Genomic DNA, 12882 nt, shown 5'->3' with positions numbered 1-12882 from the left:
CAGAGTTAGAAAGTCTACCTCGAAGGTTCAAGTTAAGCGATGCGCTGCAATGCGTCCAATAAAGGTTGGCAAGCGTCGGCAACCCGATTAATGCTATGTTCACGTAGCGCATTCAAATCAACCGTGGTATCCGATTGCATACCCGCCCAAGCTAGCAATGCTTGACATGCCTGCGGATGATCAAACAAGCCATGTAAATAAGTGCCTAAAATTTGATCATCTGGCGAACGAGTGCCCTCTTCTTGCACTCCCTCTTCTGCATTAATCATAAATGCGGGCAGCGTCTCGCTGCTGGCGTAAGTAACGCCCATATGAATTTCATACCCCGCTACTTTGGCGGTCTGATCTTTGCCAAACAAACAATAGCCGCTTACCTCTTGTAAGCGCTTTTCTTTAGTCAACTCAGTCGTAATATCGAGCAAACCTAATCCCATCGAATCGCCAACTTTGCCTTCAACGCCATACGGGTCACTGACGATTTGACCCAACATTTGATAACCACCGCAAATACCAATGAGCTTGCCGCCATAGCGCAGATGTTTTTCCAGCACGGTTTGCCAACCTCGTTGTTTTAAAAACTCTAAATCATCACGGGTATTTTTACTGCCAGGAAGAATGATCAAATCAGCGGGTGGAATAGGATGATCAGGGCCAATAAACTGCAAATCAACGTCGGGATGCGCACGTAGTGCATCAAAATCGGTGTGGTTGGAGATGCGTGGTATCGCTGGCACGATAATCTTGAATTTACCAGTTTGATTTTGCTTAATTTGTATCGCATCTTCCGCATCAAGCATCAATCCATGCAGATAAGGCAGTACCGCTAAAACTGGCTTACCTGTCTTTTGCTCTAGCCATTCCAAACCCGGCTCCAATAATCGAATATCGCCGCGAAAGCGATTAATCACAAAACCAATGATGCGATTTCTTTCTGATTCGGATAGACATTCAAGCGTGCCGATAAAATGGGCAAACACACCACCTCGGTCAATGTCTGCCACCAAGATCACTGGGCAATCAACTACTTCGGCAAAACCCATATTAGCAATATCGCGCGCGCGTAAATTCACTTCAGCTGGACTACCCGCGCCTTCAACGATGATGCTGTCGTATTGCTGCTGTAAGCGCGCATACGATTCAAGCACTGCCGACATCGCGACAGTTTTATATTGATCATAGTCACGCGCATCCATATCACCCCGCACCTTGCCGTGCACCACAATTTGCGCTCCCATATCCGACGAGGGTTTAATCAAAACCGGATTCATATCAGTATGAGGTGGCAATCCTGCCGCTTGCGCTTGCAAGGCTTGCGCTCGACCAATCTCACCGCCATCGGCAGTCACCGCACTATTTAATGCCATATTTTGCGGTTTCATCGGAACCACTTTGACACCTTGCCGATGCAATAAACGACACAGCGCAGCAACCACGGTCGTCTTGCCTGCATCAGAAGTCGTGCCTTGCACCATTAAAGTTTGTATTTTCATGATTCGCGTTGGGATTGGTTCTGCGTTAAATTTAATTAATTAGTTTAGTTCTTGCTTCACTTTTAGTTCATGGTGCAAGTTCAACTTCATATCTTACAATTCTAAATCTCAACGACTGAAAACAAAGCTGCGGTCGCCGCATAATTCGACGGAAAATAGGCATGGAAATACGTCGCTTGCAGTTGTCCAATTTGATAAATTGCCTCGCCATTTTCCTGCGTCTTCTGTTTAATCCTATGCGCACTTGCGCTCAATGGGCAATCAAAAGTCGAATAATGAAAGGTGTGACCGCGCAATTCGCCATGCTGAGTGTCCCAACTTTGCATACCAAGCGCAGCTAAGCGTTTCTGCATTCGAATTTGACCTGGAATTAATCCCGCCATCTGCCACTGCCTTCCATCCAAATCCACCAAGGATTCAGCCAAACTAATCATGCCACCACATTCTGCATAAATCGGCTTACCAGCTTGTTGAAAAGCATTGAGGGAGCTTAGCCAGCAATGCGCTTGACTCAAGGTTGCTGCATGCAATTCTGGGTAGCCGCCGGGCAAATACAAGGCATCTGCATTTGCTGGTATTGCTTGATCTGCTAAAGGAGAAAAATAATCAAGCTGCGCCCCCATCTGCTCTAAAGCCAGCAAATTTGCTGGATAGATAAATGCAAAAGACGCGTCGCGTGCTATCGCTATACGTTTTCCCGCTAGTAGTTGCGGAACATCAGTAACAGGCGCGTCCTCATCTAGCAACTGCATTCTCGAAATGGTCTGCCACGCAGCCATGTCGACAGTCAAACTATCGGCCATACGATTTAAGATTTGATCTACACCGCCCACTTCATCCGGCAATACCAAACCGAGATGGCGCTCAGGTAATGCTTGCTCTTGTCGACGCAGGCTTGCCAATACGGGAATATCGCACAAAGCACTTTCTATCATCGACAAGTGTCCATCAGAGGCAATCCGATTTGCTACGACACCAGCTAATTGAACCGGTCCAAAGTCACGCAAACCAAGTGCCACTGCACCCACAGTCTGCGCCATAGAAGATGCGTCAATCACTGCCAATACAGGAACACCAAAAGCATTCGCTAAATCGGCTGAAGACGGGGTGCCATCGTACAAACCCATCACGCCCTCAATCAAGACCAAATCAGATTCTTGCGCAGCTTGTTTCAACATGGCTCGGCAGGCGGGCAAACCTAATAGCCACAAATCTAATGAAAACACCGGGCTACCACATGCTTGTTGCAGCATTATGGGGTCAATAAAATCAGCGCCCGTTTTAAACACACGTACGCGCTTTCCTTGCTGCGTGAAGTAACGCGCTAGCGCTGCGGTAACCGTCGTTTTCCCCTGCCCTGAGGCAATCGCCGAAATCATGACTACTGGCGCCAACGACTTAGATGTAGATGGATTCATATAAACCTATTCAAAAAATGGGGAACTGAAAAAGACCACTTTTGGCGCAATGCAAGCACTTCTCTGCCATCGAGGGCAATCAACTTAGACAGGAACACTTGGAAGAAATAACACCTGATCGCCGTGCACAAAACGTTCAATCGGATGCGCCAGACATAGACTAAGGTTTTCAATCGTCATCACTTGTGCCTTATCGCCGCACAGATATGAACCATCGGGCATCATCAACAAGGCGTGCGTGGCAACTCCATACGATAAATTTAAGTCGTGACTGACCATCACAACCGCCTTATTCTCATTCTTACATTCGCGCGCCAAAATTTGCATCACACTGACTTGATGGCTTAAATCCAGCGCATTGGCTGGCTCATCTAACAATAGCAAGCCGGCATCTTGCGCAAGCAAGGCGGCAATCGCTACACGTTGGCGCTCGCCGCCCGAAAGGCTGCGCACATCTCGTTGTGCCAGCTCTTCAACGTCCAGTAAACGTAAAGCTTGCAAGGCGATTTCATGGTCTTGTGCAGTTTCCCAGTAATGCGTATCGTGATATGGATGACGCGCGCTCAGCACGGTTTCAATGACGCGATAAGCAAATGCATCGACACGCGATTGCGACAAATACGCACGCTCCTTGGCGAGTTCTTCCAAACTCCATTCGCGTATATCTTTGCCGTGCAATTGAATCATGCCAGATTCAATTTCTCGTAAGCGCGCGAGTGAACGTAATAAGGTACTTTTCCCTGCTCCATTACGTCCAATCACACACCAACACTGGCCTGCTTGCACTTGCCAATCTAAATCGCGTAATAAAGTTTTAGCGCCGACAGACAAGCATAATTGCTTCGTGCTTAATAAGTTTGTGCTCGATAGATCGGCACTAAACAGATTTCGTGCCTGCATCATCTTCTCCGTAATTGATGTAGCTGTATCAAAAATACAGGAACACCGATGATGGCGGTAATGACTCCCACAGGTAATTGCTGCGGTGCGACCACAGTGCGTGCCAATGCATCAGCACAAACCAAAAAGCTACCACCAGCCAAGCTCGCTACTGGGATCAACAAACGATGATCAGGACCAAGAGCAAAGCGACAAGCATGTGGAATAATCAAGCCGACAAAACCTATACTACCAGCCGAACTAACCGCACTTGCGGTTAATAGCGCAGCACATACAAATAAAGTTTTTCTCAAACGTCCAATATTGATACCTAAGGCAGTGGCATTGTCCGCGTGCATGGCGGCGATGTTGATTGCGCGTGCATTTTTCATCATTAATGCTGCGACCGATAACAAAATTAGCCACGATAGATATCGCGGTTGGGTATTCGACAAGTCACCTATCATCCAAAACACCATGCCACGCAAACTGCTATCTGGCGCGATCGACAATAGCAAGGTCACCACGGCTCCGCAACCCGCCGCTACGATCACACCAGTCAATAACAATAATGGTGCACTTCCCTCGGAACTACCTGAGCCACGCAAATCACGGTATGCGAGCATAAACAGCAAAGCGGCAACCGAAATCGCACCGCCAAACGCCGCAATATCCACCATTACACCAACACCAAAGAACAAGATCGTCGCGAGTGCACCCACCGAAGCGCCGCCTGATAATCCCAGCACATAAGGATCAGCCAAAGGATTCCGCAATAGTGCTTGCATCAACACCCCAGACAAAGCAAGCGTGGCGCCAGTCACAAAACCCGACAATGCGCGTGACAAGCGTAAGTCCAACACACTACTTGCTAGGCTTGATGATTGCCCTTGCAACAAGTCAAACAAGGCTTGCCACAGTTCACGCAGAGACAGTGGAACAGAGCCGATTAGACATGCAAACACGATGCTCACCAAGGCGAGCAGACACATCGCTAGTATCAAACTAGTTGCGCGTTTTTGTGTCTGCATTCTCACCGGTGGCGTCCTCTTATCTAGGTTCTACTGGATGCTGGACATCCCATCAGTACCTTGGTTTATTTGAAGCCGTAGCTTAACCCAAGGTAGAAGTTAGATTCTGGCGTGCGGTAGTTGCGTGCCAGCTCATACTCTTTATCAGCGACGTTATTCCAACGCGCCAGTAATTGCCATGAGGTGCTTAATTTATACGTTGCGATCAAATTCACAATGCCATAACCCGCTAGACGATTGCGATTTGCTGGATCATCGTAGCGCTCACCAGAAAACACACTTTCTGCACCCAAGGTCAAATCACCCATACGATAATCGACACCTAAACTACCATGCTGCTTGGCACGACGCGCCAGACGTTTTCCAGTGGTGTCATCAGTTGGATCTTGAATATCCATCGTGCCACGTAAATTCCACTGACCTAATCGCGCCGATGCGCCCAAGGTGAAGCCAGATAAAGTCGCCTTATTGACGTTATACGCGCAACCATAGCGATGCGTTGCCACTTCGACTGGACATGGGTTTGTACTGACCAATAAATCAGTGATTTTATTCTGATAATAAACCGCACTCAATTGCCACACATTGTCGTCATAGAACAGACCAGCTTCAGCATTTTTACCAAGTTCAGGACGATTCGAAGCAACACCAAAACCAGGGTAATACAGTTCATTGAAAGTAGGTGCTCGGAAGCTAGTGCCATAGCTCGCATTGACGCGCAAAACATCGGACAATTTATAGCCGTAAGCAATGCTGCCAGTGCTATGTTTTCCGTATTGAGAGCTGTCATCGACTCGTCCACTCAAACTCGCCAAATGCGCATCTTGTTTCATGGTGTAAGCCAGTGCGTAAGACTGCGTATCACGCTTGCCACTGATGCCTGCTGTATTGGTACGCACGTCTTCTTCTCTGTCTTCAAAGACAAATTGCAATACGTCTTTGCCGAAGCTAACATCATTCTGCCAAGTCCATCCGCGTTGCTTCGTATCTGCATTACCTTTGCCATAAGAAGCGTCGGTGTACACGCGATCTGTGTTGCGAGAGAGCTGCAAGCTAGAATTCCAATTGGGCGCTAATTTCGCTTTCGCATAGGTCGCAACATTGTCAAATTTTTGCTGACCACGATCTTTATAACTTGGTCCTGCATCAAAATCGACATCTAAAGTGCTTTGTACAAAATTCACACCTAGCGTCAACGCAGAATTGAGCTTCCATGCCAAATTACCGTTAAAGCTTTTTTGTGTGTAACCATCTTTATCGGCGTTGTATGTGAAGGCACCTGATGCTGGTTTCGATGCAGAAAAACCGTCGCTACTTTCTTTAGCAGAATTTAAACTATATTGAAAATCATTCGCAGACGAGCCGAAAATACCAGCTTCAAATTTGCGTAGATGATTACTTCCCATGCCAACATTCAAGCTAGTACGTGATTGTGGGCCCGATTTTTTTGTAAATAATTGAATCACACCGCCCATTGCATCGGCACCATACAAGCTAGATAAAGGGCCATAAACAATTTCAATGCGCTCAATTTGCGACAAAGGAATACTGCTCCAAGTTGCGCCACCCGTAGTCGATGAGCCGATGCGTACACCATCAACAAACACGACACTTTGTGAGTTCGCTGCGCCACGAATGAATACCGATGACACTGAGCCGGCGCCGCCGGTACGAGAAATCTCGATACCACGTTGTTGCTGCAGCAAGTCAACGATGCTAGTCGCACCCGATAAATGAATTTGTTCTGCGGTGATGACAACATTATCAGCCAACACGTCCTTCGCAACTTGCGGCTGGCGCGTTGCAGTAACTAAGACTTGCGCTTGGCTGTCTTGCGCTTGTGCAGAAATAGATGGAGAAAAGCAGGCTGCTACAGCCAATGCCAGACAAATAGGTTTGCAATATTGAGTCATAATAAATACGTGATTGCGCAAAGTCGCTCACATCCTGTGATGACAATTGGCAGGTCATAAGCCACCTACATTCCCGTTGGGTGCTTAAATACAAAGTATGATTTGAATGAGTTCAAGCAAACCAAACAATGCTGGTTTGCAAGTTTCAGCTGAAATGATTAATTCTATGAACTAGTTTTATGCAAAACTAAAGTCAGAAAAAACATCAGCGAACATCCCCGTTCGCAATACTTCACTTATCTTGGCCGGTATCCGGGCTGACAAACATCACCATCACACCTTCCCATGCCGAAACACAGTGGCGATGAAGGATGGCTGGTCTAATCTCAACAAAATTAACGATCCAACGCTATTAAGCATGTAGATACGATTAGACGTTTGTACACCGTTGCGGGGGCAGCACACGTATGCAAAATGCATTGTGTTTCCCGTTTAACTGCCGACAAGACTATGTCGGCGGGCACCAAAACACGCGCATTTTAGCCTTTAAACGCGGGAAGGACAAGGACGCATAGTAATTCCTTAAGCCAAATCAACTACCTAGCGCCCTCATTCCCTGCGCACAAAGACGCAGCAAAAACTCAGCAAATTGCTACAACACCAAGCTCAATTGCCTAAAGACTGGTATAAAAATTACCTGTGTTTATACATCGTGTAGAAATAAGCAATGCACATTGCGCAAACGCCAATCACCGTCTGCAACAAAATGGTCTGAAGCGTCGCCACTCCGTTAAATCCGAACACATCTAAAACTGCTACGTCCTGCGCTTGAGTTGCTACATATAATCCAAACAAATAAAGTGACATAAAGGTCTTTGCAGTGTTGGTCAGTTTCCCCAAGCAACAAGCCAAAGCCGACATACTGAACAATCCAACTAACAAAGCCAAGGCCAGCAACGGCGACACAAAGCTTAGTCGCAACAGAATCACGCCGGTCAACAATAATCCCAACACCATCGTCGCAATCCACTGTCTAAAGTAGCGACGAACTGCTCCACCTTTCACTGCGGCAGTCATGCTTTCTATCGCCGCTTGAAAATCGCGCGTGCTTATATCGCTGATTAATATTCCCCAAAATGCGAGCGAAAAAATCGCCAAACCTGACAAGGCATCGACACTAAGGAGTGCGCTGAGTAAGGTAACAACCACTATCACAACAATCGCAGATGGTGCATTTACCAAAGTCAATGCGACGTCTGCGACGATCTGACCAGCAAAGTTAGCCGATTTAGCAGACCACAACAAAATGGGGTGTACTTGTTTCGCTAAAGGGCGCGTCCATCCATTCAATAATTCCAATGGGGTACGGCGTTTTCTCGCATGCGACTGTTTTACTTTATCGGGAGAATAGCGATGAAATAATACAAATGCGGGTAGCAATAGGCAAAGCGCCAAAACTGCCGAACTCAAGCGCATAAACAACATAGGGTTAGTCCACATATCCACCGGCAGACTAATCGGTGTAATCAAAGGGTTAAAAGTGCTAGCACCAAGTGAAAAATTATTGGTCAACAAATGTGTTTTCAAAACCACGATGGTGCTTACCAAGCCACTAAAATCTGCTAGTAGCCATGCTGAAATCAAACCCGCGTTCATATCGGCGATTTTGGCGACGATCGATACCTGAAAAACCCATGCGATGAAATACAAAAAGTCACCGGCTTTCCCCATCAACAGCGGAATGCTATCAAACAAGATCGCCGCACTCGCCGCAAAAATAGCCATTGGTCCCAATACAAGCAAGTAAGTTTTTACATACACAAGAATTTGTATTGGGCCATCACCACGTATCGCGTGCAATACCATAATCGAACACATCGCGACCATCGCCAACGCCAAGATATATGCGACACCACCCAAGCAGCGACTAATTAGAAACAAACTATTACTCACTGGCGTTGCGGCAATAACACCGCCTATACCACTCCGAATATCTTCGACGATGCGTCCGCGTACCAAATAAAAACCTATCAAGGCCATCAAAAAACTCAGCAAGCTTGCGCTTCCCATTGCCAACGCAGAACTCGTATACAACACGCGTGCTTGATTTATCGCCATCAGGCTAGAACCAGTTTTGGGATCAACAATCATTGCCCAACTTAGCGCTACCATCAACATCACAGCAAACAATGTACTAAGCCTGCGCATCCGTAATCGCACTTCATTGCGCGACAATACCAACAATAAATCCATCGTTTGTCGTATATCTGACGACCGTCTAAACTGAAAAGTTGATCGAGATTGGTAACTGTCAGCTTGAACCGCAGCTTTCGGTGTTTTAACAGCAGCAATTGATTCGCGCATCATGCCACCTCTTGCAGCGAATAACGTTGCGCCATCAGTGCATCCTCTAAATTAGGCAAGACCATGACGGCATCACTATGCGGTTGAGTAGGATGGGCAATCCGCAAGGTCATCAAACTATGCTGACGCTGCGCATGTAAGATCTGCCAATTTTGTCGCAGATGTTCGGCATCGGCAATCGGTAACTGCAAGGACCAAACCTTGCCGCGTGCCTGTTCTATCATATTGTCTGGCGTATCGAAACCAATTAATTTGCCATTGCGCATAATCGCTAACTCACTCGCAACGCTCTCTACATCAGACACAATATGGGTCGACATGATCACCAGTTTTTCGTTACCCAACTCACTGAGTAAATTGCGAAAACGTAAGCGCTCTTCTGGATCTAAACCAGCGGTTGGCTCATCCACCACCAAGATATCTGGATCATTGAGTAAAGCTTGTGCAATACCTAAACGACGTCGCATACCACCAGAGAATGCAGATGCAGAGCGTTGCGCATGCTCCGTTAAATTCACCAGTTCAAGTAAATAAGAAATCCGTTCTGGATCACGCACACCTTTTAAGGCAGCAAAATATTGCATGAATTCGAGTGCACTCAAATTCGGATAAACACCGAAATCCTGCGGCAAAAAACCTAGGCGTGTACGAATTGCATCGGGATGTTTGAGGATATCAATGCCTTGAAACACAATCTGACCGCTGCTTGGTTTAGTCAATGTCGCGATCATTTGCATCAAGCTCGTTTTGCCCGCGCCATTATGTCCAATCAAACCGACAACGCCACGTTGCAACTGCAAACTAACATCATTCACAGCAGTCACATTCGTTCCATATTTTTTTACGACGTTACGTATCTCTAGCATCACACACCTCCTGTAAATTGAACTCTGTCGCAAGAAAACAAAAGCAAAAACAATTAATGAGACAGATCGATAGAGGCACAATAAAGCAAGCAATTCAAACGGATAGGCGCTTTCAGACGGAACGCAAAAAACTAGGAATAGAGCGCACTTTTTCTACATCAATCAGATTACCAAGCGGTTAAAAATCATGTCATCAACAAACTCAAAACGAATTGACTTGTTTTGGATGAAATGTGGATTAGCCTTAGCTTCGCTCTGTGTTAGCTTGGGGTTGGTTTGACGTTAACGCTAAGTTAGTTGGAATGGCGCACGAACTTAGCTGTACGCGGATGATCGCTCTGCTCTCAGTCAAATCCAACGATCGGTATTCCCAAAAAACATCAAATCCACAAAAAATTGCTTGTTTTCAATTTTCACATCCAGCTTTTCAACACTAGCCGAGGGAAATAAGGCAAAATCAAGAGCACACCTAGTGATATATTTGATGCTAACAAGCCATCCGTCTGTCTGACTCATGTCCGTTCCTCAATTCAGATTTTTAGAGCACGAATCCTTTGGCCGTCGACTGTTGGGTCGACTATTGCCTTTGATCGTTTTGATAGGTACGGGAATCGCTACCGAACTTATTCTTTTCGAAGAGCGCAGCAGACAAGCAAGTCTCGATCAACAAAAAGTTATTAGTAACGCAGGCGAAGTTAGAGCTATTCTTGAATCAGAATTAAATGCCACTATCCACTTAGCCTCAGGCCTAGTCGCCTTTATTCAAGCGAATAAGGGGACTTATAAATTAGAAGAAATTGAACCTTGGCTAGTTAGTCTACAAAAGCAAGAAGCGAGCATTCGCAATATTACGCTTGCTCCCGCCAATCGCATTCAAACCATCGTGCCACGTCAAGGTAACGAATCTGCAATTGGCATGTATTTTCCCGACAATGCACAGCAATGGCCAGCGGTGGAAAAAGTCATTCTCAGTAAGCGCCCTGCTTTAGCTGGACCATTTGCCTTGAAACAAGGTGGCATCGGTTTAGCCTACCGTGTACCGGTATTTTTGCAAGATGACCAATATTGGGGCTTGGTCAGCACAATACTCGATGCCGAATCAGTTTTTGCGAAAGCCAAACAACGGGGTGAAGAACTGCAATTGCAATTTGCCGTTATCGATCTTGATTTAGCGCCAGATGCAAAGCCATTGTATGGAAATATCAACGCACAGCAAGATGTCGTCAGCCGTTTAAAAGTGAATGCGCCAGGCCGTCAAATTGAAATCCATGCGGTACCTCCTAGCAAGCAAAATCAATTCTTTACGCACATTCAGCGCTTTGCAGGCTGGTCAGTTGCCTTCATTCTAAGCGTCTTGATCGCCAAATCGTTTCAATTTTATCGCCGACAATCACGCTCGTATTTTGCACTGAATGAAAGTCAACAACGATTTATGCGCGCCTTTAACACGGCGCCGCAAGGTATGGCTTTGGTCGATGAAGATGGCTTATGGATCAGTGCAAACCCGATGCTATGCCAAATTCTTGGCTATAAAGAATCCGATTTACGCAAAATTTCACTCGCCGACATCGCTCCCGATTTGGCGATTCAAAATCTACAGCGCGAATGGCAAGCACAAAAAAATAGTAGTTTGCAATACGAACTCAATTTAAAACATCGTAATGGAAGCGAAGTCACTTGTCTGCTCAGCCTCGCTCTGATCGATTATGAAAAATTAGAGAAAGCCTATTGGATTTTTCAAATTATTGATATCAGTCGACGGGTTGCCGCGGAAAAGCAAATACAAGCTAATGCAGAATATACTCAAGCGATCTTAAACAATGTCGCCGAAGGAATCGTTTGTACGAGTGCTAGCGGTGTTGTACTCAGCATCAATCCCGCTGCAATCAGCATCTTAAAATTTCCTGACGAGAGTTTCCTACACGTCGATTTCTTGCAACTCATATGCGGCAAGGAAAACCATCAATTACTTGCGGAAGTCGCACAATTTATTCAATCATCGACGGCGATCGAACTAGAGGAAAGTGAGACCGAATCGGCTTACTTCAAACGTGAAAATATCATCAAAGATTATTTAGGAAATGATATTCACATTGAATTTAGTATTTCCTTCACACGACAAAAGAACCAGACCGATGTGATTTTTGTGCTACGGGATATTAGCGAACGCAAATACTTAGAATTAATGCAGAGCGAATTTGTTTCCATCGTCAGTCATGAGCTAAGAACACCACTAACGTCGATTATTGGCTCACTGAAGTTGATTGAAGGTGGCATTTTTGGGCATTTGCCAGATTCCTTAGCACGCATGATTCACATCGCTTTGCAAAATGGTCAGCAGCTTGCCCTGATTATCAATGACATTCTAGACATGGATAAATTAGTCGCAGGCAAAATGGACTTTAAGCTCGAAGAATTGAGTGCCAGCACGCTAGTGAGATCTAGCATAGAAAATAATCAAAGCTATGCTCGACAATATCAAATTAACTTTGAATTTGATCAGCCAGAACAAGACTTCATAGTGTATGCAGACGCGCAACGCGTACTTCAAGTGATGTCGAATTTATTGTCGAATGCAGCCAAATTTTCACGGGCAGGAAACAAAGTGGAAGTCAGCATTACGCGACATGCAGATCAGCTTAAATTCACGGTGCGAGATTATGGCGAAGGGATACCGCAGCAATACCAAGATCGCTTATTTAAGAAATTCTCGCAAGTCGATGGTAGCAACACACGTCGCAAAGGCGGCACTGGTCTTGGCTTATCAATTTGCAAGGAGATGGTAGAGAGAATGCAGGGAGAAATAGGATTCAATTCAATCGAAGGACAAGGCTCAAGCTTTTACTTCACTTTGCCTATCGTCAATGCAAACAATAAACCAATCGCATCTTCGACCTAATAATTCACTTCAATACAAAAGATTTATAAAAAATCGGTGAGCTTTGCTTGTAGCAAAAGCGCACCGACTATCTTAATCAACT

General features: G+C 45.8%; 9 protein-coding genes and 1 riboswitch. Of the genes, 1 reads left to right on the top strand and 8 read right to left on the bottom strand.

Features of this window, described 5'->3' with window-relative positions:
* Positions 1-32: 32 nt before the first annotated feature.
* The 8 genes from KDM92_RS10250 to KDM92_RS10215 all read right to left on the bottom strand — a co-directional run bounded on the left by KDM92_RS10250 (position 33) and on the right by KDM92_RS10215 (position 10417).
* Positions 33-1490: a cobyric acid synthase gene (locus KDM92_RS10250; RefSeq protein ID WP_230408280.1), complete on the bottom strand. Its 1458-nt coding sequence runs from the start codon at positions 1488-1490 to the stop codon at positions 33-35.
* Between the two features lie 101 nt (positions 1491-1591).
* Complete coding sequence (locus KDM92_RS10245) at positions 1592-2908, bottom strand: cobyrinate a,c-diamide synthase (protein WP_212684252.1); 1317 nt, start codon at positions 2906-2908, stop codon at positions 1592-1594.
* A gap of 84 nt (positions 2909-2992) precedes the next feature.
* Positions 2993-3808 carry an ABC transporter ATP-binding protein gene (locus tag KDM92_RS10240; protein ID WP_212684251.1) on the bottom strand — a complete coding sequence of 272 codons (816 nt, stop codon included), beginning with the start codon at positions 3806-3808 and terminating at the stop codon, positions 2993-2995.
* The gene (locus tag KDM92_RS10235; RefSeq protein WP_212684250.1) at positions 3808-4818 is read right to left on the bottom strand and encodes a FecCD family ABC transporter permease; all 1011 of its coding nucleotides are present in this window, start codon (positions 4816-4818) and stop codon (positions 3808-3810) included. The genes KDM92_RS10240 and KDM92_RS10235 overlap by 1 nt, the downstream gene beginning before the upstream one ends.
* 65 nt (positions 4819-4883) lie before the next feature.
* Positions 4884-6731 carry a TonB-dependent receptor domain-containing protein gene (locus tag KDM92_RS10230; protein WP_212684249.1) on the bottom strand — a complete coding sequence of 616 codons (1848 nt, stop codon included), beginning with the start codon at positions 6729-6731 and terminating at the stop codon, positions 4884-4886.
* Between the two features lie 226 nt (positions 6732-6957).
* Positions 6958-7214, bottom strand: a riboswitch (cobalamin riboswitch).
* A 150-nt stretch (positions 7215-7364) separates the two neighbouring features.
* Positions 7365-9035, bottom strand: a complete 1671-nt coding sequence (locus KDM92_RS10225) for a hypothetical protein (protein ID WP_212684248.1) — start codon at positions 9033-9035, stop codon at positions 7365-7367.
* A complete protein-coding gene (locus KDM92_RS10220) occupies positions 9035-9901 on the bottom strand; it encodes an ABC transporter ATP-binding protein (protein WP_212684247.1) in 867 nt (288 codons plus the stop codon). The genes KDM92_RS10225 and KDM92_RS10220 overlap by 1 nt, the downstream gene beginning before the upstream one ends.
* Positions 9902-10249: 348 nt before the next feature.
* Positions 10250-10417, bottom strand: a complete 168-nt coding sequence (locus tag KDM92_RS10215; protein ID WP_212684246.1) for a hypothetical protein — start codon at positions 10415-10417, stop codon at positions 10250-10252.
* Here KDM92_RS10215 and KDM92_RS10210 point away from each other — a divergent pair.
* Positions 10416-12800, top strand: a complete 2385-nt coding sequence (locus tag KDM92_RS10210; protein ID WP_212684245.1) for an ATP-binding protein — start codon at positions 10416-10418, stop codon at positions 12798-12800. The genes KDM92_RS10215 and KDM92_RS10210 overlap by 2 nt on opposite strands.
* Positions 12801-12882 lie beyond the last annotated feature (82 nt).

The sequence above is a fragment of the Affinundibacterium baiyunense genome (genome assembly GCF_018139645.1).
GTDB classification, from domain to species: Bacteria; Pseudomonadota; Gammaproteobacteria; order Burkholderiales; family Burkholderiaceae_D; genus Undibacterium; species Undibacterium baiyunense.
This window is presented reverse-complemented; position numbering and strand designations above follow the sequence as displayed.

What these genes read in the sequence shown, in the direction of transcription:
- KDM92_RS10235 (WP_212684250.1), bottom strand. Translation starts at nt 4,818, where the DNA reads ATGCAGACACAAAAACGCGCAACTAGTTTGATACTAGCGATGTGTCTG.
- KDM92_RS10210 (WP_212684245.1), top strand. Translation starts at nt 10,416, where the DNA reads ATGTCCGTTCCTCAATTCAGATTTTTAGAGCACGAATCCTTTGGCCGT.
- KDM92_RS10250 (WP_230408280.1), bottom strand. Translation starts at nt 1,490, where the DNA reads ATGAAAATACAAACTTTAATGGTGCAAGGCACGACTTCTGATGCAGGC.
- KDM92_RS10240 (WP_212684251.1), bottom strand. Translation starts at nt 3,808, where the DNA reads ATGCAGGCACGAAATCTGTTTAGTGCCGATCTATCGAGCACAAACTTA.
- KDM92_RS10225 (WP_212684248.1), bottom strand. Translation starts at nt 9,035, where the DNA reads ATGCGCGAATCAATTGCTGCTGTTAAAACACCGAAAGCTGCGGTTCAA.
- KDM92_RS10220 (WP_212684247.1), bottom strand. Translation starts at nt 9,901, where the DNA reads ATGCTAGAGATACGTAACGTCGTAAAAAAATATGGAACGAATGTGACT.
- KDM92_RS10215 (WP_212684246.1), bottom strand. Translation starts at nt 10,417, where the DNA reads ATGAGTCAGACAGACGGATGGCTTGTTAGCATCAAATATATCACTAGG.
- KDM92_RS10245 (WP_212684252.1), bottom strand. Translation starts at nt 2,908, where the DNA reads ATGAATCCATCTACATCTAAGTCGTTGGCGCCAGTAGTCATGATTTCG.
- KDM92_RS10230 (WP_212684249.1), bottom strand. Translation starts at nt 6,731, where the DNA reads ATGACTCAATATTGCAAACCTATTTGTCTGGCATTGGCTGTAGCAGCC.